The organism is Planotetraspora sp. GP83 (genome assembly GCF_041262585.1).
GTDB lineage: Bacteria > Actinomycetota > Actinomycetes > Streptosporangiales > Streptosporangiaceae > JAOEGB01.
The window spans coordinates 228,475-252,507 of the sequence record NZ_JBGCBZ010000003.1 but is presented as its reverse complement, the minus strand read 5'-3'; the positions used below and the strand labels follow the sequence as shown (position 1 = coordinate 252,507).

The 24,033-nt window shown below is 72.5% G+C and carries 20 protein-coding genes; 17 read left to right on the top strand and 3 right to left on the bottom strand.

Annotation, left to right across the window (positions count from 1 at the left end):
* Positions 1–13: 13 nt before the first annotated feature.
* The 3 genes from ABH927_RS05980 to ABH927_RS05970 all read left to right on the top strand — a co-directional run bounded on the left by ABH927_RS05980 (position 14) and on the right by ABH927_RS05970 (position 2,559).
* Positions 14–733, top strand: a complete 720-nt coding sequence (locus tag ABH927_RS05980) for a methyltransferase domain-containing protein (RefSeq protein WP_370018789.1) — start codon at positions 14–16, stop codon at positions 731–733.
* A gap of 53 nt (positions 734–786) precedes the next feature.
* Positions 787–2,028 (top strand): DNA polymerase IV, encoded by a 1,242-nt coding sequence (locus ABH927_RS05975; protein ID WP_370018787.1) that lies wholly within the window; start codon positions 787–789, stop codon positions 2,026–2,028.
* Between the two features lie 147 nt (positions 2,029–2,175).
* Positions 2,176–2,559, top strand: a complete 384-nt coding sequence (locus tag ABH927_RS05970) for a DUF3040 domain-containing protein (RefSeq protein ID WP_370018785.1) — start codon at positions 2,176–2,178, stop codon at positions 2,557–2,559.
* A gap of 10 nt (positions 2,560–2,569) precedes the next feature.
* Here the strand turns inward: ABH927_RS05970 and ABH927_RS05965 are convergent, their stop codons facing one another.
* From ABH927_RS05965 to ABH927_RS05955, 3 genes are read right to left on the bottom strand one after another with little or no spacing between them, the layout of a single operon-like run.
* The gene (locus ABH927_RS05965) at positions 2,570–5,059 is read right to left on the bottom strand and encodes a DUF3488 and DUF4129 domain-containing transglutaminase family protein (RefSeq protein WP_370018783.1); all 2,490 of its coding nucleotides are present in this window, start codon (positions 5,057–5,059) and stop codon (positions 2,570–2,572) included.
* Positions 5,056–6,318: a DUF58 domain-containing protein gene (locus ABH927_RS05960; protein WP_370018782.1), complete on the bottom strand. Its 1,263-nt coding sequence runs from the start codon at positions 6,316–6,318 to the stop codon at positions 5,056–5,058. Before ABH927_RS05960 ends, ABH927_RS05965 begins: the two co-directional genes overlap by 4 nt.
* Before the next feature lie 34 nt (positions 6,319–6,352).
* Entirely contained in the window at positions 6,353–7,333 is a 981-nt protein-coding gene (locus ABH927_RS05955) for an AAA family ATPase (protein ID WP_370018780.1), read from the bottom strand.
* A gap of 406 nt (positions 7,334–7,739) precedes the next feature.
* Between ABH927_RS05955 and mraZ the strand changes: the two genes are divergently transcribed.
* The 14 genes from mraZ to ABH927_RS05885 all read left to right on the top strand — a co-directional run bounded on the left by mraZ (position 7,740) and on the right by ABH927_RS05885 (position 24,025).
* Positions 7,740–8,171 (top strand): division/cell wall cluster transcriptional repressor MraZ, encoded by a 432-nt coding sequence (mraZ, locus tag ABH927_RS05950; protein ID WP_203880566.1) that lies wholly within the window; start codon positions 7,740–7,742, stop codon positions 8,169–8,171.
* Positions 8,172–8,438: 267 nt separating this feature from the next.
* The gene (gene rsmH / locus ABH927_RS05945; protein WP_370018777.1) at positions 8,439–9,362 is read left to right on the top strand and encodes a 16S rRNA (cytosine(1402)-N(4))-methyltransferase RsmH; all 924 of its coding nucleotides are present in this window, start codon (positions 8,439–8,441) and stop codon (positions 9,360–9,362) included.
* Positions 9,359–9,877 carry a hypothetical protein gene (locus tag ABH927_RS05940; RefSeq protein WP_370018775.1) on the top strand — a complete coding sequence of 173 codons (519 nt, stop codon included), beginning with the start codon at positions 9,359–9,361 and terminating at the stop codon, positions 9,875–9,877. Before rsmH ends, ABH927_RS05940 begins: the two co-directional genes overlap by 4 nt.
* Before the next feature lie 284 nt (positions 9,878–10,161).
* Positions 10,162–11,934 (top strand): peptidoglycan D,D-transpeptidase FtsI family protein, encoded by a 1,773-nt coding sequence (locus ABH927_RS05935; RefSeq protein ID WP_370018773.1) that lies wholly within the window; start codon positions 10,162–10,164, stop codon positions 11,932–11,934.
* Between the two features lie 22 nt (positions 11,935–11,956).
* Entirely contained in the window at positions 11,957–13,522 is a 1,566-nt protein-coding gene (locus tag ABH927_RS05930; RefSeq protein WP_370018771.1) for a UDP-N-acetylmuramoyl-L-alanyl-D-glutamate--2,6-diaminopimelate ligase, read from the top strand.
* Entirely contained in the window at positions 13,519–14,886 is a 1,368-nt protein-coding gene (gene murF / locus ABH927_RS05925; RefSeq protein ID WP_370018769.1) for a UDP-N-acetylmuramoyl-tripeptide--D-alanyl-D-alanine ligase, read from the top strand. The genes ABH927_RS05930 and murF overlap by 4 nt, the downstream gene beginning before the upstream one ends.
* A complete protein-coding gene (gene mraY / locus ABH927_RS05920) occupies positions 14,883–15,956 on the top strand; it encodes a phospho-N-acetylmuramoyl-pentapeptide-transferase (protein ID WP_370018767.1) in 1,074 nt (357 codons plus the stop codon). Before murF ends, mraY begins: the two co-directional genes overlap by 4 nt.
* The gene (gene murD / locus ABH927_RS05915) at positions 15,938–17,329 is read left to right on the top strand and encodes a UDP-N-acetylmuramoyl-L-alanine--D-glutamate ligase (RefSeq protein WP_370018766.1); all 1,392 of its coding nucleotides are present in this window, start codon (positions 15,938–15,940) and stop codon (positions 17,327–17,329) included. The genes mraY and murD overlap by 19 nt, the downstream gene beginning before the upstream one ends.
* On the top strand, positions 17,326–18,564 hold the full coding sequence (ftsW, locus tag ABH927_RS05910; protein WP_370018764.1) for a putative lipid II flippase FtsW: 1,239 nt from the start codon (positions 17,326–17,328) through the stop codon (positions 18,562–18,564). The genes murD and ftsW overlap by 4 nt, the downstream gene beginning before the upstream one ends.
* A gap of 18 nt (positions 18,565–18,582) precedes the next feature.
* Entirely contained in the window at positions 18,583–19,662 is a 1,080-nt protein-coding gene (gene murG / locus ABH927_RS05905) for an undecaprenyldiphospho-muramoylpentapeptide beta-N-acetylglucosaminyltransferase (RefSeq protein WP_370018762.1), read from the top strand.
* Positions 19,659–21,056 (top strand): UDP-N-acetylmuramate--L-alanine ligase, encoded by a 1,398-nt coding sequence (gene murC, locus ABH927_RS05900; RefSeq protein ID WP_370018760.1) that lies wholly within the window; start codon positions 19,659–19,661, stop codon positions 21,054–21,056. Before murG ends, murC begins: the two co-directional genes overlap by 4 nt.
* Positions 21,053–21,727: a cell division protein FtsQ/DivIB gene (locus ABH927_RS05895; protein ID WP_370018759.1), complete on the top strand. Its 675-nt coding sequence runs from the start codon at positions 21,053–21,055 to the stop codon at positions 21,725–21,727. Before murC ends, ABH927_RS05895 begins: the two co-directional genes overlap by 4 nt.
* A gap of 226 nt (positions 21,728–21,953) precedes the next feature.
* A complete protein-coding gene (gene ftsZ, locus ABH927_RS05890; protein ID WP_370018757.1) occupies positions 21,954–23,324 on the top strand; it encodes a cell division protein FtsZ in 1,371 nt (456 codons plus the stop codon).
* Positions 23,321–24,025: a YggS family pyridoxal phosphate-dependent enzyme gene (locus ABH927_RS05885; protein ID WP_370018755.1), complete on the top strand. Its 705-nt coding sequence runs from the start codon at positions 23,321–23,323 to the stop codon at positions 24,023–24,025. The genes ftsZ and ABH927_RS05885 overlap by 4 nt, the downstream gene beginning before the upstream one ends.
* Positions 24,026–24,033 lie beyond the last annotated feature (8 nt).

The window sequence follows — 24,033 nt, the reverse complement described above, 5'->3', positions numbered from 1 at the left end:
TGGAGGGCCGGAAGTGCGTGACGCCACGCGGCAGACCGTCGTCTGGGAGGCGCTCCGCGCCGTCCTGGGGGACCGGGTCGCCGCCACCGGACGCCAGTCGCTCGACATCGTCGACGCCGGAGGCGGCACGGGCGGCTTCGCCGTACCACTCGCGAAGCTCGGCCACGCCGTGACGGTGGTCGACCCCAGCCCGGACTCGCTGGCCGCGCTGGAGCGCCGCGCCGCCGAGACCGGCGTGGGCGTCAAGGGCCTGCAGGGGGAGGCGGCCGACCTCGGGGAGCTGCTGCGGCCGGACAGCGCCGACCTGGTGCTCTGCCACAGCGTCCTGGAGTACGTCGAGGACCCGGCGGGCGCGCTCGGCGCCGTCCGGGGCATCCTCCGCGCCGGGGGAGCGGTCAGCGTGCTGGCGGCCAACCCCGTCGCGACAGCCATCCACCGCTCCCTCGCGGGGCACTTCGACGAGGCCCGGCAGGTGCTCTCCGACGCGGCCGGGCGCTGGGGCGACCGCGACCCGGCTCCGCGCCGGTTCGGCCGCGACGCCCTGGCCGCGCTGGTCACCAGGGCCGGGTTCACCGTGGGCGACGTGCACGGCGTGCGGATCTTCGCCGACCTGGTGCCCGGCATGCTGACGGAGGGCGACCCCGACGGGCTGATCGCCCTGGAACGGGCGGCGGCGGCCCACCCGGTGCTGCGCGACATCGCCACCCAGCTCCACGTCATCGCGTACAGGTAGAAGCCGCTTTGTAGAAGAAGCTTATAGAAACCGTGTTCGGGTAGGCTGGCGGCGTGTCCCGCAACCAGCTGCTGCCACGGGAGCCGTCGCCGCCGGGTGGCCCCGGCGACGACAGCGGCTGCCCCATCCTGCACGTGGACATGGACGCGTTCTTCGCGAGCGTGGAGCTGCTCGACCGTCCCGAGCTGAGGGGCACCCCCGTCATCGTCGGGGCGCCGGGAGCCCGTGGCGTGGTGCTCAGCGCCACCTACGAGGCCAGGCGGTTCGGCGTCCACTCCGCGATGCCGATGACGCGGGCCCGCCGGATCTGCCCCCAGGCGACGGTCATCCCGCCCAGCCACGGCAAATACTCCGAGGTCTCCCGAGGAGTCATGGAGATCTTCCAGGCCATCACTCCCGAGGTGGAGCCGATCGCCTCCGACGAGGCGTTCCTGGACGTCGGCGGCGCCCGCCGCCGGCTCGGGCCGCCCGCGGCCATCGCCCGGATGATCCGCGAGCAGGTGGCGGAGCGCTACGGCATCACCTGCTCGGTGGGCGTGGCGAGCAGCAAGTTCGTCGCCAAGCTGGCGTCCCGGCAGTGCAAGCCGGACGGGCTGCTCGTCGTCCCGGCGGACAAGGTGGTCGAGTTCCTCCACCCGCTGCCCGTCGCCGCGCTGTGGGGCGTGGGAGAGCGCACGGAGCAGGCGCTGGTACGGCTCGGCATCAAGACGGTGGGCGACCTGGCCCACGTGCCGGTCGCCACGCTGCAGCGCGAGTTCGGGGCCGTCGGCGCTCACCTGGCCGCGCTCGCCTGGGGCCGCGACGAGCGCGCGGTCGTGCCGCACGTCCCCGACAAGAGCATCGGCAACGAGGAGACGTTCCCCCATGACGTGGACGACCCCGAGGCGATCAGGCGGGAGTTGCTGCGGCTGTCGGAGCGGGTCGCCGCCCGGCTGCGAGTGGCCGGGCACGTCGGCCGCACGGTGAGCGTGAAGCTGCGCCGCTCCGACTTCACCACGATCACCAGATCGCGCACGTTGAGAGAACCGACCGACGTCGCGAAGGAGATTTACACCACATCTTGCGAGCTCTACGAGGCCGCCGGGCTGGAGCGGGTGCGCCTCAGGCTCGTCGGGGTCCGCGTCGAGAACCTCCGCCCGGCCGCCGCGGCGACCCGTCAGCTCAGCCTCGGCGAGCGCGAGACCGGCTGGCGGGAGGCCGAACAGGCGATGGACAAGGCGGTCCGGCGCTTCGGCCCGGACGCGGTACGCCCGGCCTCGCTCGTTCGCCGTCCGTTTGATCCAATGGATCCATGACTTCGCCTCCGGTTTGGACCGCGTTGGACGTTTTCTTTCGCCTACGTCTACAGCCTCGTATTCTGGGGATAACCGACCGCGAGGTTCGGACACCGCGTGTCGTTCGTTGCCGTCTTCCCCTGAATGGGGCCGTCCTTGGGAGGCGCCGTGCCGCTGTCTGAGCACGAGCAGCGCTTGCTCGACCAGATCGAGCAGGCCCTCTACGCCGAGGACCCGAAGTGGGCCAATACCGTCCGCATCAGTGATCCCCGAAACCACTACAAGCGCCGCCTGGTGAAGGCCTCGATCGGCTTCGTGCTCGGCGTCGTGATGCTGATGGTTGGCGTCGTCACCAGTTGGATCGTCGGCGTCGCCGGGTTCGTGGTCATGCTGGCCACCTGCCTGTGGGGCCTGTCCAGCTGGAAGCGCATGAACGGGTTCGGCGGTGAGAGCTCGGCGGCGCCGGGCCGGCCGCGCGGCCGCCGTCCCCAGCGCCAGGGCTTCATGGAGCGGATGGAGGAGCGCTGGCGCCGTCGTCACGACGAGCGCTGAGCGCCCCCCACTACCTGCTCGTCAGTTCCCTCACGTGATCGTCTCGCCGTGCCGTCCTGATCCGGATGTTCTCCAGCCGGTCGAAACCGTCCAACGCCTTCTCACCCAGCGCTCGTAGGCGCAGCAGCGTCGACCTGGGCGCCAGAGCCGCCCCCACCCGCCGCCTTCTCGACACCGTGGCCGCCAGCGCCCGCCTCACTCGCCTGACGTCCGAGGCCGCGGGACCCGCGTCGAGCGGCGTGGGGGCGTACCGCAGCCGCTCCTCCGCCGAGGCGATCGTGCCGATCGAAGCGGCGGTCTCCGCGTCGAACTCGTACTGCTCCGTCAGCCTCCGGGCCAGCGCACGGGGGCTCTCGCTCGGCTTCCGCGGCATCCCGAAGTCGGTGAGCGTGTCGCACAACTCGGCCCAGGCCGCCTCGACGGCGGGAGCCGCGTACGCCGAGGGATCCCTGGGGATCGCCCGCACCGTCACCTCGCGGGGGAGCTCCCCGGAGGTGTTCGGCGCCCGCGGGGCCGGAACGCGCACCGTCGCGGGCCGGGCCGCCGCCACCCGGGCGAGAACCCGGCGCCGGCCGTACCAGAAGAGCAGCCGGAGGAGCGCGGGGATGAGGGCGAGCAGGAGGAGCGCGCCCGCGCCGATGCCGCCCTTGGCCGCCACGGGCAGGCCGGGGTCCGGGATCACCGGCACGCCGCCGAAGTCGCGGTCGAACTGGCGGGGGTTCCGCCTGGCCGGGCCGCCCGGCTGGTCACTCGTGTCACCCGCGCCGGACGACGGCCCGGCGGACGAGCCCGTCGTGGGGTTCGCCGTCGGGGTCACGGGGACGGTGTACGGCGGCACCTGGGCCGTTCCCTGGCCGGCGCCTCCTGTGGGAGTGGGCTCGAACCGCAGCCACCCGACACCCGCGAAGTAAAGCTCGGGCCACGCGTGGGCGTCGTGGGTCCGCACGACCCACGACTTGCCGATCTTCGTGCCGCCGGTGTAGCCGATGGACACCCGGGCCGGGATGCCGAGCATCCGTGCCATGACCGCCATCGCGCTCGCGAACTGCTCGCAGTAGCCCGAGCGGCCGGTCAGGACGAACCGCGACAGCGCGTCGCCGCCCGACCCGGTCGTCCGCAGGCTGTAGGTGAACTTGCCGCTGTGGGTGAACCACTCCTGGAGCTTCACGGCCTTCTGGTACGGCGTGGCCGCCCCTCTCGTGACCCGGACCGCCATCTCACGGACCTGGCCGTCGAGGCCGGGAGGAAGGTCCAGGAAACGGCTGCCGCCCGGCAGGGAGACGGCCGCGTCGAGCTGCGCCGCGGTGGGCTGCGGCTCGCCGGTGGCCACGCGATACTCCAGCCCCGCCGCCTCGTCGCGGGTCGAGAAGACCATCAGGGTGGCCCGGTCGGCCCGCCAGTCGCCGTCGGCCTCCACCTGCGTCGCCGGATAGGGCAGCGGCAGGAACCTGAGCTGCTCGATGTCCTCGCTGATCGTGATCCGGGTCTCGGCCCGCTTCACCGTGACCCCGGGGCCGAGGCCCGGCGCCGGGGGCAGCGGCCCCGCGGACACCCGGTCCTCGGGGCGGCCCCGCAGCGCGCTGGGTGTCCACTTCCTGCCGTCGAACAGATCGAGCGAGTAGATCCGCAGGTAGCGGGGCTGGTCGTCGCTGCTCGTATAGGTCAGGACCGTCGCGTTGCCCTGCTGGTTGAGCTGCCCGCCGAGCTTGGCGATCGCATCCGGGATGCCGATGTTGTTGCCGCCCGGGCCGAGGCCGTTGCCGACCCCGAACCCGAACAGGGGGTCCGGCGCCAGCGTCGGGAGCAGCGCGGGCAGCAGGATGGCGAGCGCGATCGCGGTCACGCCGATCCTCTTGCCCGACAGCGCCAGCCGCCCCGTGTCGGGCGCCGCGCCCGTGCCGCCGATCCTGGACCGCCGCACCAGCACGGCCCGGCCCCAGTGGCTGAGCCGCTCCCGCCCGTCGGCCACCAGCAGCCCGACGTATCCCAGCGCCCCGATCACGAACGCGGGCCACCCGATCGGGTCGGTGATCACAGCGGCGGGCACGGTGAACAGAGCCAGCAGCGGCAGCCCGGCCAGCGCCGCGCGGCGGAGCCGTACCGCGAAGAGGTCGACCAGGACGGCGATCAGGCCGACGCCGCCTCCGGTCAGCAGGGAGATGCCGGGAGTGGACGGCACAGGGGCCGCGAAGCGCTGGATGTCGTCGTAGCCGGAGGCGATCAGCTCGCCCAGACGCAGGACCGAGTCCTTCGTCGGGATCACCGCCACCCACGCCTCCTGCCGGGCGAAGGCGGCCGTCAGGTAGACGCCCAGGGCGACGAGCATCGCGGGGGGCGCCAGCCATCGGGGAGCGGCCAGCCGGGAGGCCGCGACGCCGGCCACCGTCGTCACCAGGACCGCGCCCATGCTCGCCCAGAACCAGGCGCCCCCGTTGAACAGCGGGTAGAGCGTGATCGAGACCGCCGCCGTGGCCAGTCCCGCCGCCACGGGCAGTTTCATGCCGCACTCCTCTTATAGGCGGCCTGCGGCCAGACGGTCGCGAGCGAGGCGCCCGCCGGGAGCGTCAGCACGCGCCAGCCCGCTCCCGCCAGCACCGCCCGCGCCGCCTCCGCGCCCTCGTCGGGGAACTCGTCCCACGTCGCCACGTCGAGCACGACCGCGACCCCGGTGACGCCCGGATGCCGCAGCTTGGCCAGCGCCCGCGCCTCCTCGCCGTCGATCGCCCCGAGCACGGCGACGATCAGGCCGTCGCCGCCGCCCTGGCGGAGCGCCGCGATCCCGTGCTCCAGCGACCGCGCCGTGCTCGGCCGTACGACGGAGAGCGTGTCGAGCAGCGACCAGGACTGGCCCATGCTGTAGTCCGCAATCTCATGCCGACTTCTGAGATCGCCGGGCAGCTGCCGCGCGCCCTGGTCCGTGACCAGGCGCAGGCCGAGCCCCTCGCGGGACAGGTGCACCCCGATCGACGCCGCCGCGGAGACCGCGACCTCGAAGGACGACCGCGGGCCCTCTCCCCGGTGGGCGTGCCTGCGGTTGTCGAGCAGGAGCGCGCCCCTGCTCTGCCACTGCTGCTCCTCCCGCCTGACCATCAGCTCGCCGTGCCGCGCAGTGGACCGCCAGTGGACCCGCCGCAGGTCGTCGCCCTGGCGGTACTCGCGTGGAGCCACGTCGTCGTCGCCCGCCGCCGCCACCGATCTCGTACGGCTGTCGCCCCCGCCGGTCCACTCGCCCGACAGCCGTACGGCCGGCAGCGGCACGACCTCGGGGGTCACCACCAGCGTGTCGGTGATCGTGAACGACCTGGCCAGCTCGACCAGCCCGAACGGGTCGGTGATCCGGACCGAGAGCGGCCCGATCGGGAAGCGTCCCCTCAGGTCGGAGCGGACCTTGTAGTCGATCTCCCGGATGCCCCGCGACTCCACCCTGTCGAGGACGAAGCGCGGCCGGGTCCCCAGGGCGTACTGCAGGGTGTCCTCGACCAGCAGCAGGCCGGTCGGGAGGCGGGTCAGGTTCTCCAGCCGCAGGGTGACGGTGCTGTCGGCGCCGGCCTCGACCCGCGCGGGGTCGAGTCGCCGGGCGCAGGTCAGCCGGTAGCGGGTCCGCGCCACGACCATCGACGCGAGCAGCGGCATGGCGATGATCAGAACCGCCACCCGCAGCAGGTCGTGCTCCCCCAGGAACAAGGCGCATAACAGCGCCGCGACGCCCGACGCGAGGAACGAGCGCCCCCGCGAGGTGAGGGCCTTCAACCCCGTCATCGGACCTCCCTCATCTGGCGCGTCCTTCGGCGCGTCACTTGGCGTCCGGCACCGGGATGCGGCGGACGAGCTCGGCGATCACCTGCTCGGGGTGGCGGCGCTGGCCCTGGGCCTCCATGCTCGGCAGCAGCCGGTGCGCGAGGACCGGGACGGCCAGGTCCTGCAGGTCGTCCGGGATGACGTAGTCGCGGCCCGAGAGCGCGGCGTGCGCCCGGGCGCTCCTCACCAGGTGCAGGGTGGCGCGCGGGGACGCGCCGAGCCGCAGGTCGGAGGAGTGCCGCGTCGCGGCGACCAGGTCGATCGCGTACCTCTTCACCGGCTGGGAGACGTAGACCGCGCGGACGGCCTGGATCAGCGCGTGAACCTCGGCCGTGGTGGCCACCGGCTCCAGCTTGTCCAGCGGCTGCGAGGCGCCGTGCACGTCGAGCATCTCCAGCTCGGCGGCCGGCTCGGGGTAGCCCATCGCGATCTTCGCGGTGAACCGGTCGCGCTGCGCCTCCGGCAGGGGATAGGTCCCCTCCATCTCGATCGGGTTCTGGGTCGCGATCACCATGAAGGGCGACTCCAGCCGGTAGGTCACGCCGTCGACGGTGACCTGGTGCTCCTCCATGCACTCCAGGAGGGCGGACTGCGTCTTGGGCGAGGCCCGGTTGATCTCGTCGCCGACGACGATGTTCGCGAAGACCGGCCCCGGCTTGAACTCGAACTCCCTGGTCTGCTGGTTGTACGCGCTGACTCCGGTGATGTCGCTCGGCAGCAGGTCGGGGGTGAACTGCACGCGCCTGACCGGGCAGTCGATGGAGCGCGCCAACGCCTTGGCCAGCATCGTCTTGCCGACCCCGGGCACGTCCTCGATGAGGAGGTGGCCTTCCGCCAGAAGAACGGTGATCGTGAGGCGGACCACGTCGCTCTTGCCCTCGATCACGGACTCGATCGCGTGGCGGATCCGGTGGGCGGTTTCCACCAGCTCTTCGAGCCGGCTTCCAGCATCGGTGACGTCGGGGGTTGCTGCCACCAGGCCTCCATGAGGTGCGTCCCCGAGAATGGGGCGTTAAACGGTGCTTTTTCCATTCTGTGTACCGACCCTATGACTCCCGGGGTTTCCCGGGCGACTATGTCCGTAATCAGGCAGGCCGAACTGCCCACAGTGTTGTAAGGCGTGTTCGCAGTCAGGTAGCGCGTTCGTGCGAATCCCGTGACAAACTCCCCGCGCTTTTCTCCGACACGCCCAAGGGCGAGGGAGGGGCCGCCAGGGCGCTCCACTTTGCTCCACCATCACTGACCTGCGGAAACGCCGCCGAAAATCGATGCCGACACGGCTTGGATCAGTTGACGGTGGGGAGAAGTGGAGTATGGTGGTGCGCAGTGGAGGGCAGGGGCTACAGCGCTGAGCGCTCCGCAAGGCACGGGAGGTGGGTCCGGTGTTCCTCGGCACCCACCAGCCGCGCCTTGATGACAAAGGACGGCTGTTCCTGCCGGCGAAGTATCGCGAGGAGCTGGCGGAGGGTCTTGTGATCACCAAAGGCCAGGAGCGCTGCCTCTACGTCTTCCCCGTAGAGGAGTTCCAGCGCATAACCGAGGCCCTGCGCACGGCGCCGGTGACCGCCAAGGCGGTCCGCGATTACAGCCGCGTCTTCTTCGCCAGCGCGTCCGACGAGACGCCGGACAAGCAGGGGCGCATCACGATTCCCCCGAGCCTCAGGCAGTACGCGGGGCTGGAACGTGACTGCGTGGTCATCGGGGCCAACACCCGGCTGGAGATCTGGGACGCCCAGGCATGGGACACCTACCTGGCCGCCCAGGAGCAGGCGTTCTCCGATCTGTCGGAGGAGGTGCTGCCAGGAATCCTGTGATCGATAGACCCGTCGGTGACGTTCGGCGAGGTCTCCACCCGCTCCCATGCGGCAACTGATGCACCTTCCCCGGTGTCAGATGCCGCGGCAGCGGCGCGGATGGGGACCTGGCCGGACGGGTCGGCCTCCCGAAGAGGCCGGCATGGGTGGGGATCCATAGGGTAATCACCGGCGGCAGCCGCGCATCCGCGAGCTTCGAAGCGGCCAGTTGGGGGTTGGAAAGCGTTGTCGCAAGACTTGGGGCAACCGGGCGGTCACGTTCCGGTCATGCTCGATCGCGTGCTGGAGTTGCTCGGTCCCGCGCTGGCCGGGCCGGATCCGGTCGTCGTCGACGCCAACCTCGGCCTCGGCGGGCACGCCGAGGCGCTTCTCGCCGCCCACCCGCCGCTGCATCTCGTCGGCATCGACCGCGACCCCACCGCCATCGAGCGGTCCACCGAACGGCTCGCCCCCTACGCGGAGCGGGTGACGATCGTGCGGGCCGTCTCCGACGAGCTTCCCGATGTCCTGGCGGACATCGGGCGTCCGCGCGTCAACGGCGCGCTCTTCGACCTCGGCGTCTCCTCCCCTCAGCTCGACGAGGCGGAGCGCGGCTTCGCGTACTCCTACGACGCCCCTCTCGACATGCGGATGGACCGCGAGCAGGAGCTCACCGCCGAGCGCGTGGTGAACACATATTCCGTCGCGGAGCTGACCCGCATCCTGCGAGACTACGGCGAAGAGCGGTTCGCGGGACGTGTGGCGAACCTCATCGCCAAAGAACGCGTCAAAGACCCCATCACCAGCACCAAACGGCTTGCCGATCTCGTGCGGGCGGCCATCCCCGCCGCGACGAGGCGAACCGGGGGCAACCCCGCCAAGAGAACGTTCCAAGCGTTGCGCATCGAGGTGAACGAGGAGCTGACCGCGCTTGAGCGCGCGCTGCCCGCGGCCCTCGACGCGCTGACGCTCGGGGGGCGAGTGGTCGTGCTCGCCTACCACTCTTTGGAGGACCGGCTCACCAAGCAGGTCCTCGCGGCGCGAACCAGGGACACCGGCCCCCCCGGCCTCCCCGTCCCGCTGGAGGCTCATCAGCCCCGGTTCCGCCTACTGACGAGGGGAGCCGAGCTCCCGGACGAAGACGAGGTGGCCCGCAACCCGCGGGCGGCCTCGGCCCGTTTGCGGGCGGCAGAGAGGATCCGCCAGGGATGAGGACGACAGAGCAGGAGACCAGGACGACGACCCGGCGGGCTCCCGCCGCGCCCGGCCGTCCGCCCGGCCGCGCGCCGCGGGGCCGCGTCCCGGGCACAGTGACCGCGCCCGCACGAGCCGGCGAGACCGTCACTCCGGATGCCTCCGTACGGCCGAGGCCGCGCGGCGGGTCGGTGCGGCAGGCCCTCCGGCGGCCGCCGAGGGCCCCGTTCGTGTTGCTCGTCGTCGGGCTGATGTCCGGCGGCCTGGTGACCCTGCTCCTTCTGAACACGGTGCTCGCCCAGGACTCCTTCAAGGTCAGCGACCTCCGGTCGAGCACCGACCAGCTCCGCGAGCAGGCCGCGGACCTGGAGGGCCGGCTCCGCGTGTGGGACCAGCCGAACGCGGTCGATGAGTCGGCCAGGAGGTACGGCCTCCGGGAGGATCCGTCGTCGCCGGAGTTCGTCAACCCCCACCCGTCCGCCGCCACCGCCGCGAGCGCGGGTGAGCCTCAGGAGGAGGGCACGGACCGGTGAGAGACAGCGGCCGGAGCCCGGGCCCCGGCCGCGGCGGTCCCAGCGGGCGAGGCGGCCAGGGGCCGGGCGGCGGCAGGAGAGCACCGGGATCCCCCGGATCCCCCGGATCCCCCGGATCCCCGGGATCCCCCGGGTCGCAGGGAAGGCCCACCCGCCCCGCCGGCCCGCCACGTCCGGAGCGGCCATCGGCGGCGGATGAGCCACGCCGCCGGCCGCGCCCCGACTCCGTCCCGCCCGGCCGTACGCCTCCGCCTGGCAGGCCGCGTGGGCGCGGGCCCGCGGCCGTGCGCCCTCCGGGTCCGCCGCCGCCCCCGCGCCCGCCGGCCGTGCTGCGGCTGGGCAACCCGGCGCGGCGGCTGAACGCGGGGCTCGCCGTGATGGCGTTCGTGCTGTCGCTGTTCGCCGGGCGCCTCGTCCAGCTCCAGGGGCTGGACTCGAAGGTGCTCCAGGCCAAGGCGGCCCAGCAGCGCGTGCAGCCGGAGACGCTGCCCGCGCGGCGCGGGTCGATCAGGGACGTGGCCGGGCACGAGCTGGCCGTCACCGCCGACGCCCGGGAGATCTACCTGGACCCGGCGGACGTCACCCCCGCCCAGCGGGACCTGATCGCCTCCACCCTGGCCGTGGAGCTGAACCGCCCCAAGGAGGAGATCGCGGCCAAGCTGGCCAAGACCACCCAGCGGTACATCGTGGCCGCGCGGGACATCGAGCCGCTGCGCGCCAAGAAGATCATGAGCTTCCGGTTCAAGGGAGTGGGCTCCAGGCCGACCTACCGCCGGGAGTACCCCGGTGACACGCTCGCGGGCGGCCTCATCGGCTTCGTCGGCTTCGAGGGGCACGGCCTGACGGGGATCGAGCGGGCCTACGACAAGGTGCTCGCCGGGCAGGACGGCAAGCAGAGCATCGAGATCGGCAGGGACGGCCAGCGCATCCCCATGACGAGCAGCAGCCGCCAGGCCCCGGTGTCCGGCCGCGACGTGCGGCTGACGATCGACCGGGACATCCAGTGGGCCGCGCAGGAGGCGATCGAGCGGCAGGTGCGGGCGGCCAGGGCGCGCAGCGGCAGCGTCATCGTGATGGACATCAGGACCGGGCAGATCGTCGCCATGGCCAACTCGCCCGAGGTCGACCTCAACGACTGGGAGACCACGCCGGAGGAGGACTGGGGCAACCGGGCCGTGTCGGAGATCTTCGAGCCGGGCAGCACCAACAAGGTCATCACGGCCGCCGCGGCCATCGAGTCGGGCGCGGTCACCCCGGACACCGTCTTCCGGGTGCCCGACCACACCCAGTGCGCCGACCGGGAGCTCAAGGACGCCCACCCGCACGGGCCCGAGAACCTCACGTTCACCGGTGTCATCGCCGAGTCCAGCAACGTCGGCACGATCATGGCGGCGGAGAAGGTCAGCAGCCAGCGGCTGTACGACATGTTCCGTTCCTTCGGCTTCGGCGTGAAGAGCGGCGCGAGCCTGCCCGGCGAGGAGGCCGGGCTGCTGCCGCGCTGGGAGAACTGGTCCGGCAGCCAGCGCTGCACCATCGCGTACGGCCAGGGCATCTCGGTGACCGCGCTCCAGATGGCCAGCGTCTACCAGACGATCGCCAACGGGGGAGTGCGGGTGACCCCCTCGATCGTCGCGGGCACCACGGACGAGCACGGCCGGTTCGTCCCGGCCGCGGCGCCCAAGCAGACCAGGGTCATCAGCCAGCGCACCGCGCAGCAGATCGCCGGCATGCTGGAGGCCGCGGTCGGGCACGACGGCACCGGCGCCGCCGCGGCGATCCCCGGCTACCGGGTCGCGGGCAAGACCGGCACCGCCATGCGGTACGACGAGAAATGCAAGGGATACTGCGGCTACACGGCGACGTTCGTGGGGTTCACCCCGGCGGACGCGCCCCGGCTCATGGCGCTGGCCGTCATCCAGGATCCCAAGAACGGCCATTTCGGCGGCATGGTGTCCGCCCCCGTGTTCAAGGACGTCATGACGTTCGCGTTGAAGAGCAGGAAGATCCCGCCGACCGGGACGAAGGCGCCGGATGTCGTCCTTCGCACCGATGAGTGACGAGGGACGGTACGCTCTCGCCGTGCGTCCTTCTGCCGCTCCCACCCGTCCGCTGTCCGGCCTCGCGGCGCTTCTCGGCACGTCCTCCGCACCCGGGGCCAGGGCGGCCCGCGGCGCCGTGACGGGCCTCAGCATCGACTCGCGCCGGATCCGGCGCGGCGACCTCTACGTGGCGCTGCCCGGCAAGGCCGCCCACGGCGCGGAGTTCTCCGGGGACGCGCTGGCGGCGGGGGCGGTGGCGATCCTCACCGACGAGGAGGGGCGCGAGCGCGCGACGGCCACGGGGCTGCCCGTGCTAGTCGTGCCCGACCCGCGGGCCCTGCTCGGGCAGGTCGCCGCCTGGGTGTACGGCAGGCCCGCGGACGGCATCACGGTCATCGGCGTGACGGGGACCAGTGGAAAGTCCACCTCGACGTTCCTCCTGGAGGCGGGGCTGCGGGCGGCGGGCCACCGCACCGGCCTGGTCGGCGGCGTGGAGATCCGGGCGGGCGACGTGCGGTTCGTCCCCGAGCTGACCACCCCGGAGGCGAACGACCTTCAGGGCCTGTTCGCGCTGATGCGGGAGCAGGGCGTCACGGCCGCCGCGATGGAGGTCTCCAGCCACGCCCTGGCCCTCGGCCGCGTGGACGGGATCTTCTACGATGTCGCGATATTCACGAATCTGTCGCAGGACCATCTGGACTTCCACCGCGACCTCGACGACTACTTCGCCGCCAAGGCCAGGCTGTTCACCCCCGAGTTCTCGCGGCTCGGCGTCGTCAACATCGACGACCCCCATGGCCGTGAGCTGACCGGCATCGCCAAGATCCCAATCACGACGTTCTCCGCCGCCGGGTCTCCGGAGGCCGAGTGGCGGGCGGAGGACGTGCGGCTCGGCGCCGGCGGCAGCGCCTTCCGCGTCGTCGGTCCCGGCGGGGTCGAGGCCGACGCCGCGGTCGCCCTTCCCGGCCCGTTCAACGTGGCCAACACCCTCGGCGCGCTCGTCGCGCTGGTGGAGACCGGGATCCCCCTCCAGACCGCGGTGAACGGCATCGCCACGTTCACCGGGGTGCCCGGCCGAATGGAGCGCGTGCCGGGGACCGACGGCTACCAGGTGATCGTGGACTACGCCCACAAGCCCGGCGCCGTCGAGTCGGTCCTGACCTCGCTGCGGGCCGTGCTCGACGACGGTGACGCGCCGGCGGGGCGACGGGGACGGCTGACGATCGTGCTCGGCTGCGGTGGCGACCGTGACCGGGGCAAGCGGCCCATGATGGGCGCGGCGGCCGCCCGGCTCGCCGACGTGGCGATTCTCACCAGCGACAACCCCCGCACCGAGGATCCGCTCGCCATCCTGGCCGCCATGCTTGAAGGCGCGCTGACGGTTCCCCAGAGCGAGCGGGCCCACGTCGTCGTGGAGCCCGACCGCGCCGCCGCCATCGATCTGGCGATCTCCGGTGCCGCGCCCGGAGATGTGGTAGTTGTGGCCGGCAAGGGACACGAGCAGGGCCAGTACGTCGGGGGCGCGGTCATCCCGTTCGACGACCGCCAGGTCGCCGGGGACGCCGTTTCGAGAAGACGAACGGAAGAGAGCAGGAAAGACGCATGATCCCGTTGCCGCTGGCGCGGCTCGCCGAGATCACCTCCGGTGCCCTGACCGGTATGGCCGACCCCCGGGCCGTGGTCCGCGGCCCCGTCGTGATCGACTCGCGGGCCGCCGAGCCGGGATCGCTGTTCGTGGCGATCAAGGGCGAGCGCGCCGACGGGCACGACTTCGCCGGGCAGGCCTGCGCGGCGGGGGCGACCGCCGTCCTCGCCTCCCGCCCGGTCGAGGCGCCCGCGGTCATCGTGGGCGACGTGCTGGCCGCCCTGGCCGGTCTCGCCACGGCCGTCGTGTCCGAGCTGCCCGCCGTGACCGTCGTGGGGGTGACCGGCTCCGCCGGCAAGACCACGACCAAGGACCTGCTGGCGAGGCTCGCCGCGCGGATCGGCCCCACGGTCGCGCCGGTCGGGTCGTACAACAACGAGATCGGCCATCCGCTGACCGTCCTCAAGGCCGACGAGGCCACCCGGTTCATGGTCCTGGAGCTCAGCGCGAGGAACGTCGGCCACATCGCCTACCTGGCCCGGATCGCCCCGCCGCGCATCGGGGTGGTGCTCAACGTGGGCACCGCGCACCTCGGCGTCTTCGGCGGCAAGGAGGCGATCGCCCAGGCCAAGGGCGAGCTGGTCGAGGCGCTGCCGGAGGACGGCGTGGCCGTGCTCAACATCGACGACCCTCTCGTCAAGGCGATGGCCGGCCGCACCGGCGCGAGGGTGACCTACTTCGGGCGGTCGCCCGGGGCGCACGTCCGGGCTTCGGACGAGACGCTCGACGAGCGCGGCCGGGCGTCGTTCACGCTGCGCACGCCTTCCGGCGCGGCCCCCGTGCGGCTCCGCCTCCACGGCGCGCACGCGGTCGAGAACGCGCTCGCCGCGGCGGCCGCGGCCTACGAGCTGGGCCTGCCGGTCGCGACGATCGCCCAGGAGCTGTCGGAGGCCGAGCCGCGCAGCCGCTGGCGCATGGAGGTCACCGACCGGGCCGACGGCGTCACCGTGATCAACGACGCGTACAACGCCAACCCCGACTCGATGCGGGCCGCCTTGGCGAGCCTCGCGAGGATCGGCGAGGGCAGGCGGCGCTTCGCCGTGATCGCGGCGCTGCGCGAGCTGGGCGACCGCAGCGCCGAGCTCAACGAGGGCGTCGGGCGGCTCGCCGCGGGCGCCGGGCTGGAGACGCTGATCGTCGTGGGCGAGGACGCCGGGCCGGTCCTGGCCGGCGCCCCCGGCGCGCTGCACGTCCCCGACGTGGCCGCCGCCACGGCGGAGCTGTCCGCCCGGCTGACGCCCGGCGACGTGGTGCTGGTGAAGGGGCCGCGCGCGGCCGGACTCGAGCGGGTCGCCGAGGCGATCCTCGGAGGTGACGCCCGGTGAGGAACATCCTCATCGCGGCCGCGGTGTCGCTGCTGCTCTCGATGGTCGGCACGCCGCTCGCGATCCGCCTGTTCGCGCGCCGCGGATACGGCCAGAACATCCGCGAGGAGGGCCCGTCCGGGCACTACGACAAGAAGGGCACGCCCACGATGGGCGGCACCGTGATCGTGATCGCGGCGCTCATCGGATACTTCACGGCCCACCTGACGAGCATGCTGTCGTCGTCCGGGGACACGCCCACGGCGTCCGGGCTGCTGGTGCTGTTCCTCATGACCGGGCTCGGCCTGGTCGGCTTCCTCGACGACTTCATCAAGATCTACAAGCAGCGCAGCCTCGGCCTGCGCAGCGGCGCCAAGGCGGGCGGCCAGCTCGTCGTCGGAGCGATCTTCGCGGTGCTGGCCGTCCAGTTCCCGAACGGCTACGACCTCACGCCGGCCGAGAAGAGCCTGTCCTTCCTGCGCGACTTCGGGCCGCCCATCGGCCTGTTGGGCTTCACGATCTGGGTGCTGTTCATCATCGTCGGCTTCTCCAACGCGGTGAACCTGACCGACGGCCTCGACGGCCTGGCGTCGGGGGCGACCTGCCTCGTCCTCGCGGCGTACGTGCTGATCGGCAACTGGCAGCTCCGCAACAGCTGCACGGCCGCGCTCGGGCCCAACTGCTACTCGGTGCGCGACCCGCTCGACCTGGCCGTGGTCGCCGCGGCGGTGCTCGGGGCGACCCTCGGCTTCCTGTGGTGGAACGCCCCGCCCGCCAAGATCTTCATGGGTGACACGGGCTCGCTCGCGCTCGGCGGCGTCATCGCGGGCCTGGCGATCACCACCCGCACTCAGCTCCTGCTGGTCATCCTGGGCGGCCTGTTCACCATCATCACGATGTCGGTGATCATCCAGGTCGGCTTCTTCAAGATGACCAGGAAACGGGTCTTCCGGATGGCCCCGCTGCAGCACCACTTCGAGCTGTCGGGCTGGGCCGAGACCACCATCGTCGTCCGCTTCTGGCTGATCGCCGCGCTCTGCGTCGCCGCCGGTCTCGGCCTGTTCTACCTGGAATGGATGCCCAAGCAGTGAGCGTCGTCGTCGCCGGGCTCGGGGTCTCCGGCACGGCCGCCGCCCGTGGGCTCGCCGGAAGCGGCGAGCGGGTCATCGTCCTTGAGTCGGGCGGCGGCGAGCGGCAGCGCGCCGTCGCCGCCGAACTGGCCGCGTCCGGGATCGAGGTGCGCTTCGGCGAGCCGGTCCTCCCCGAGGGGACCTCGCTCGTCATCACTTCGCCGGGGTGGCGGCCCGACCATCCGCTGCTGGTCGCCGCAGCCCGCGCGGGCATCCCGGTGATCGGCGAGGTCGAGCTGGCCTGGCACCTCCGCGCGTCGGACGGCTCCGCCGCCCCATGGCTCACCCTCACCGGCACGAACGGCAAGACCACCGCCGTGCGGATGCTGACCTCCATCCTCACGGCGGCCGGGAAACGGGCCATCGCCGTGGGCAACGTCGGCGTCCCGATCGTCGAGGCGGTCCGCGAGCCGTACGACGTGCTGGCCGTGGAGCTGTCGAGCTTCCAGCTCCACTGGTCGTCCAGCCTCGCCCCCCTCGCGGCGGCGGTGCTGAACGTCGCGCCCGACCACATCGACTGGCACGGCTCGTTCGAGGACTACGCCGCGGCCAAGGCCCGGATCTTCGAGAACGCCGGCGTGGTCGTCTACAACGCCGACGACGAGTGGTCCACCAGGCTGGCCGAGCCGTACGCGGACGGAGGCCGCAGGGTCGGCTTCACGCTGGGCTCGCCGCGCCCGGGACAGCTCGGCCTCGTCGAGGACCTCCTGGTGGACCGGGCCTTCGTGCCCGACCCGGCCAACGAGGCGGAGGAGCTGGCCTGCCTGGCCGACGTCCGGCCGTTCGCGCCGCACAACGTGGCCAACGCGCTCGCCGCCGCGGCGCTCGCCCGCGCCTACGGCGTGCCCGCGGACGCGGTACGGCGCGGCCTCGCGGAGTTCGTCCCCGACCCGCACCGGATCGCCCACGTGGCGACGGTCGGCGGCGTCGACTACGTGGACGACTCCAAGGCGACCAACCCGCACGCCGCCGCGGCCTCCCTCGCCGCCTACCCGTCGATCGTGTGGGTCGCGGGCGGTCAGCTCAAGGGCGCCGACGTCGGCGACCTCGTACGGCAGGCCGCGCCGCGCCTGCGGGGAGCGGTGGTTCTGGGGGCCGACCGCGAGCGAATCCGCGAGGCTCTGGCGCGACACGCCCCGGATGTCCCGGTGGTGGACCTCCCGGGGCAAGACACTGGGGTAATGGACCGTGTCGTCACCGAAGCCGCCCGGCTGGCCTCCCCGGGGGACACCGTGCTGCTGGCCCCCGCCGGAGCGTCGCTGGACATGTTCGCCAGTTATGGAGCGCGTGGGGAGGCCTTCGCGCGAGCCGTACACCGCCTGGCGGAGCGGTGACCACGCTGCAGGCGGAGGAGCGCGCGCCCACTCGCCTCGGGGCGCTCCGCGAGCTGCTGGGCCGCCCGCTGACGTCGTACTACCTGGTGCTCGGGTGCAGCGCCCTGCTGCTGACCCTCGGCCTGATGATGGTGCTGTCCGCCTCCAGCATCGAGGCGCTGCAGAAGACCGGCAACCCGTTCTACTGGTTCCTCAAGCAGTCGATGTCGGTCGCCATCGGCCTCCCACTGATGTGGGTCTGCTCCCGGATGCCGCAGCGGTTCTTCCGGCTCGCCGGATATCCCCTGATGGGGATCTCGATCCTCGGCCTGCTGATGGTCATCTTCATCGGCCAGGAGCTGCTGGGCGCCCAGCGGTGGATCGCGATCGGGCCGTTCTCCTTCCAGCCCTCGGAGCCGGCCAAGCTCGGCCTGGTCCTGTGGGGCGCCGACCTCCTCGCCAGAAGGGCGCGCAACGGCCGGATCGAGTGGCGGCACCTGCTGATCCCGCTGATGCCGGGCACGGCGCTCATCGCCGTCCTGGTCATGCTGGGCCGTGACCTCGGCACCACCATCGTGCTCATGCTGATCTTCCTGGCGCTCCTGTGGGTGGTCGGCGCGCCGGTGCGGCTGTTCGGGGGGATCCTCCTGGTGCTCCTGCTGGCCACGGTCATCATGATCATGGTTGAGCCGTACCGGCTGGCCCGCCTGGCGGACTACTGGGATCCCTGGAAGAACGCGCAGACCTCCGGCTTCCAGGCGGCGCAGGGGCAGATCGCGATGGGCTCGGGCGGCTGGTTCGGCCTGGGCCTGGGCAGCAGCCGCCAGAAGTGGAACTGGGTGCCCCACGCGGAGAGCGACTTCATCTTCTCGATCCTGGGCGAGGAGCTGGGCCTGATGGGCACCCTCGTCGTCGTGGCGCTGTTCGGCCTGTTCGGGTACGCCGGGCTGCGTATCGCCTCCCGGGTCAACGACCCGTTCATCCGGCTGTCGTCCGCCGCCGCGGTCGCGTGGATCGCCGGGCAGGCGATCGTCAACATCGGCGCCGTCATCGGCGTCTTCCCGATCACCGGCATCCCGCTGCCCCTGGTGTCGTACGGAGGATCGGCGCTGTTGCCGACCCTCGCGGCGCTTGGCATGTTGTTGTCGTTCGCCAAACGGGAGCCCGGCGCGGCCGAGGCCCTGGCCGCCCGTGGACCCGGACCGGCCGCCAGGGCTCTAAGCTGGCTTGGCCTGGGTGGCCGCCCGAGGCGATGACACGGAACAGGGAGTGACATGAGGGTGGTCCTCGCCGGCGGCGGGACGGCCGGCCATATTGAGCCGGCGCTCGCGCTGGCCGACGCGCTTCGCCAGCAGGACCCCGCGATCGGGATCACCTGCCTCGGGACCGAGCGGGGCCTGGAGACCCGGCTCGTGCCCGCCCGCGGTTACGAGCTGGCCCTGGTGCCCGCGGTGCCGCTGCCCCGTGCCCTCACCCCCCAGTTGCTCGCCGTGCCGGGGAGGCTCGCCGGGGCGATCAACGCGGCGGCCGGGATCATCGACCAGGTGCGGGCCGACGTCCTCGTCGGGTTCGGCGGCTATGTCGCGACGCCGGCCTACCTGGCGGCGCGGCGGCGCGGGGTGCCGATCGTGGTCCACGAGGCCAACCCGCGGCCCGGCCTGGCCAACCGGCTCGGCGCCCGGCTCACCGACCACGTCTTCACCGGCCACCCGGACACGTCGCTGCCCAACGCGCAGTACGTCGGGATCCCGCTGCGCCGGGAGGTCGCGATGATGGACCGCCTGTCCCTCGGGGACAAGGCGAGGTCCTACTTCGGGCTGGAGTCCGACCGGCCGACACTGCTCGTCTTCGGCGGCTCGCAGGGGGCCCGCTCCATCAACAACGCGGCCCTCCAGGCCGCGCCCCATCTGCGGGCGGCCGGCATCCAGGTGCTCCACGTGATCGGGCCGAAGAACACGGTCGAGGAGGAGCCGCCGCCCGGCGACCCGCAGTACGTGATCCTTCCGTACGTCGACCGCATGGACCTCGCCTACGCCTCGGCCGACCTCGTGCTGTGCCGCAGCGGCGCGATGACCTGCGCGGAGCTCACCGCCGTCGGCCTGCCGGCGGCGTACGTGCCGCTCCCGCACGGCAACGGCGAGCAGCGGCTCAACGCCCAGCCCATCGTGCAGGCCGGCGGCGGCCTGATGGTCGACGACGCTGACCTGTCCGCGGCCTGGATCGTCGAGGTGCTGCTGCCGATCCTGAACGACCCCGAGCGGGTGGTCGGGATGTCCGAGGCCGCCTCCCGGCTGGGCCGCAAGGACGCCGACGTGACGCTCGCCCGCAAGGTTTTGGAGATCGCCTCGCGATGAGTCTTGTGAAGCTCGTGGAGCCCATCCCGGCGGGGGAACTGGGCCGGGTGCACTTCATCGGCATCGGCGGCGCCGGCATGTCCGGAATCGCCCGGATCCTCCTGAAGCGCGGCGTGCCCGTGTCGGGCAGCGACGCGCGCACCTCCGAGATGCTGAGCGAGCTGCGTGACCTCGGCGCCACCGTGCACGTGGGCCACGCCGCCTCCCACATCAAGGACGTCAACACGGTCGTCGTCTCCACCGCGATCCGCGACTCCAACCCGGAGCTGGGGGAGGCCCTGCGGCAGAACCTCCGGGTCATCCCGCGAGCCGCCGCCCTCGCCGCCGTGATGGCCGGCCGGAACGGCATAGCGGTCGCGGGCACCCACGGCAAGACCACGACCACCTCGATGCTCACCGTCACGCTGCAGAAGTGCGGCGCCGACCCGTCGTACTGCGTCGGCGGCCAACTCGTCACGACGGGTCTCGGCGCGGACGAGGGCGCGGGCGACGTCTTCGTGGCCGAGGCGGACGAGAGCGACGGGTCGTTCCTCATGCTGGCGCCGCGCATCGCGGTCGTCACCAACGTCGAGGCCGACCACCTGGACAACTACGGCGACCCGCAGGCCGTCCACGACAGCTTCGCCCGCTTCGTCGAGCGGATCGGCTCGGTGCTCGTGCTCTGCGCCGACGATCCGGGCTCGGCGGCCCTCGGGCCCATCGCGCGGGCCCGCGGCCTCAAGGTCGTCACGTACGGCGAGGCCGCCGGCGCCGACTTCCGTACCGCCGACGTCGTTCCGCGCGGGTTCGGCGTCGAGTTCACCGTGGCCGGGCACGGCAGCGTCCGGCTGGTCGTCCCGGGGCGGCACAACGCGCTGAACGCCACCGCGGTGGTGGCCGTCGCGCTGGAGCTCGGCCTGCCGTTCGAGGAGGTCAGGGAGGGCCTGGCCGCGTTCACCGGGGCCAAGCGGCGGTTCGAGGCCAAGGGTGAGGCGGGCGGCGTGTCGGTGTTCGACAGCTATGCCCACCACCCGACGGAGCTGGCGGCCGACCTGCGCGCCGCCCGTGACGTGGTCTCCGGCGGCGGGCGGGTGATCGCGGTGTTCCAGCCGCATCTCTACTCGCGCACCCGGTTCTTCGCCGCGGAGTTCGGCGCGGCGCTCGGCCTGGCCGACGAGGCGATCGTCCTCGACGTGTACGGCGCGAGGGAGGATCCGGAGCCCGGAGTCTCGGGCGCGCTCGTCGCGGGGAAGGTGCCGCTGCCGTCTGAGCGCGTCGCCTACGTGCCCGACGGCGCTTCGGTCCCTCCGCTGGTCGCAGACCGGGCCCGGCCCGGAGACATCGTCCTCACCATGGGCGCGGGAGACATCACCGAGCTGGGCCCCCGCATCGTCGCGGAGCTGGCCGCCCGGTGAGGCCCGCCGTCCGGCGTGCGGCCGTCGCCACCCTGCTGTCGGGCGGGGTGGTGGGCGCCGCCACCTGGGTGGTGTTCTTCTCGCCGGTCCTGGGCGTGCGGGTGGTCGAGATCACGGGGAACACCGTGGTGCCGGCCGAGCAGCTCCGCCAAGCGGCCGGAGTGCGGGCCGGCACGCCGCTGGCCACCGTCGACATGGGCGCGGTGGAGCAGCGGGTGGAAGCCGTCCGGGAGGTCGAGTCGGCCCGCGTGGAGCGGAGCTGGCCGGGCACGCTGCGGGTGACCGTGGTGGAGCGCACGCCGGTCGCCGCCGTGCCGCTGGGCCGCGGGAGGTCGGTGGTCGTGGACCGCTTCGGTGTGGCCCTGCGGGAGGTGGCCGTGGTCCCGCCCCGGCTGCCCGTGCTGCGGGTCCAGCGTTTCGCGGCGGACGACCCGGCCACCGGGTCGGCGCTCACCGTGCTGAGCCGCCTTCCGGAGGACGTGCTGCGCCGCGTCCGCGAGGTCCGGGCCCCGTCCCCGAAGTCGGTGACCCTCACGCTCACCGACGGCCGCACGGTCGTCTGGGGCGACTCCCGGCGCGCCGCGGAGAAGGGCCGGCTCCTCCTGGCCGTCCTCGGCAAGCCCGCGACCAGCTACGACGTCAGCGCCCCTGACGTGGTGACGGTCAAGTGAGATTTCTCACCGGCCGCACGGAGGGGGAGCGTGCGAATGGGACAGCGCGCGACACGCCGGACGGCCTTGCGGCGCGGTTAGTTGACCCTGGGGGAGGCACAACCCTACTGTCCGTATCAATCCTCAGGTTGACATAACTCTAAATCTCAACTTGAGGGTGAGAGTTAGCAGAGACAGCGCGGGCACCGCCCGCACGAAACGCAAACGAGCGGAAAGGCCCCTCGTCGTGGCAGCACCGCAGAACTACCTCGCGGTCATCAAGGTCGTCGGCATCGGCGGCGGCGGAGTGAACGCCGTCAACCGGATGATCGAGGAGGGACTCAAGGGCGTCGAGTTCATCGCCATCAACACCGACGCCCAGGCGCTGCTGATGAGTGACGCCGATGTGAAACTCGACGTCGGGCGCGAGCTGACCCGAGGTCTCGGCGCGGGCGCCAACCCGGAGGTGGGCCGCAAGGCCGCCGAGGACCACCGCGAGGAGATCGAAGAGGTCATCAAGGGCGCCGACATGGTGTTCGTCACCGCCGGCGAGGGCGGCGGCACCGGCACCGGCGGCGCGCCCGTCGTGGCCAGCATCGCCCGATCGCTGGGCGCCCTGACCATCGGCGTCGTCACCCGGCCCTTCAGCTTCGAAGGCAAGCGCCGGGCCATGCAGGCCGAGGCCGGCATCGAGACCCTGCGGGAGGAGGTGGACACGCTGATCGTCATTCCGAACGACCGGCTGCTGTCCATCTCGGACCGCCAGGTCAGCGTGCTGGACGCCTTCAAGGCCGCCGACCAGGTGCTCCTGTCCGGTGTCCAGGGCATCACCGACCTGATCACCACTCCGGGTCTGATCAACCTCGACTTCGCCGACGTGAAGTCCGTCATGTCCGGCGCGGGCTCGGCCCTCATGGGCATCGGCCACGCCAGAGGCGACGACCGCTCGGTGGCGGCCGCCGAGATGGCGGTGTCCAGCCCGCTGCTGGAGGCCAGCATCGACGGCGCCCACGGCGTCCTGCTGTCCATCGCGGGCGGCTCCGACCTCGGCCTCTTCGAGATCAACGAGGCGGCCCAGCTCGTCTCCAACGCGGCGGCGTCCGACGCCAACATCATCTTCGGCACGGTCATCGACGACGCGCTCGGCGACGAGGTCCGCGTGACGGTCATCGCCGCCGGGTTCGACGAGCCGGTCGCCACCAAGCCGGTGGCCGCCCCGCTGTCGCGGTCGCAGCCGTCCCGCCCGACGGTGGCGGCGCCGCCGTCCCGCCCGGTCGCGGCAGCCCCGGCTCCGGCGCCGGTCCCCGCGCCCGCTCCGGCACCGCCTCCGGCCCCCGCGCCGGCTCCCAAGCCTGAGCCGCGCGCCGAGCAGCCCGCGCCGCGTCCGTTCGTGAGCCCGGCGCCTGCCGTGTCCGCCGTGCCGCCGCCTCCTGCGGCGACGCCGGAGCCGCCGCGTCCCGAGCCGGGTGTGGGGAACACCGGACCGCTGTCGATCCCGCGTCCCACGCCCGAGCCGCCGACTCCCATCACCTCGCGCGTCACCCAGCCGGCTCCCCGCCGCCCGGTGGTGTTCGAGGAGCAGGAGGAGGAGCTGGACGTGCCCGATTTCCTGAAGTGATCGCCAGACGCGAGGAGATCGCGGCGAGCCTGGCGGAGGTGGAGCGGCGCGTCGAGGATGCCTGCCGCGTCGCCGGCCGGGTCCGGTCGGAGATCACCCTCATCGCGGTGACCAAGACCTATCCCGCCTCCGACGTGCGGCTGCTCGCGGAGCTCGGGGTGTCCGACATCGGGGAGAACCGGGACCAGGAGGCGGCGCGGAAGGCCGCCGACTGTGCCGATCTCCCGCTCACCTGGCACTTCATCGGGCAATTACAGACCAACAAGGTCCGATCCGTCGTGTCCTACGCCGATCTCGTCCACTCGGTCGACCGGCTCAGGCTGGCCGAGGCGCTCAGCCGCGAGGCCGTACGGTCCGGGCGTGAGGTGGGGTGCCTCATCCAGGTCACGCTGGACCCGGCGGCCCCCAGTGGCCGGGGCGGCGTCCGGCCCGAGGACGTTCCCGAGCTGGCCGGCGCCATCGCCTCGGCGGAGTGCCTGCGGCTGGGCGGCGTCATGGCGGTCGCGCCCCTCGGCGAGGATCCGGGGGAGGCATTCGCCCGGCTGCGGGGGGTGGCGGAAGCCGTACAGAAGGAACATCCCTCCGCGAATGTGATTTCGGCGGGCATGAGTGGGGATCTTGCCCAAGCGATAGCCAACGGCGCGACACACCTGCGTGTCGGTACGGCGTTGCTCGGTCGCCGGAAGCTCTTCGTCAGGTAATGTCCCCC

Coding starts and splice junctions, on each gene's coding strand:
- murF (WP_370018769.1), top strand. CDS start 13,519: ATGATCCCGTTGCCGCTGGCGCGGCTCGCCGAGATCACCTCCGGTGCC.
- rsmH (WP_370018777.1), top strand. CDS start 8,439: ATGCTCGATCGCGTGCTGGAGTTGCTCGGTCCCGCGCTGGCCGGGCCG.
- murD (WP_370018766.1), top strand. CDS start 15,938: ATGGATGCCCAAGCAGTGAGCGTCGTCGTCGCCGGGCTCGGGGTCTCC.
- murC (WP_370018760.1), top strand. CDS start 19,659: ATGAGTCTTGTGAAGCTCGTGGAGCCCATCCCGGCGGGGGAACTGGGC.
- ABH927_RS05965 (WP_370018783.1), bottom strand. CDS start 5,059: ATGAAACTGCCCGTGGCGGCGGGACTGGCCACGGCGGCGGTCTCGATC.
- ABH927_RS05940 (WP_370018775.1), top strand. CDS start 9,359: ATGAGGACGACAGAGCAGGAGACCAGGACGACGACCCGGCGGGCTCCC.
- murG (WP_370018762.1), top strand. CDS start 18,583: ATGAGGGTGGTCCTCGCCGGCGGCGGGACGGCCGGCCATATTGAGCCG.
- ABH927_RS05960 (WP_370018782.1), bottom strand. CDS start 6,318: ATGACGGGGTTGAAGGCCCTCACCTCGCGGGGGCGCTCGTTCCTCGCG.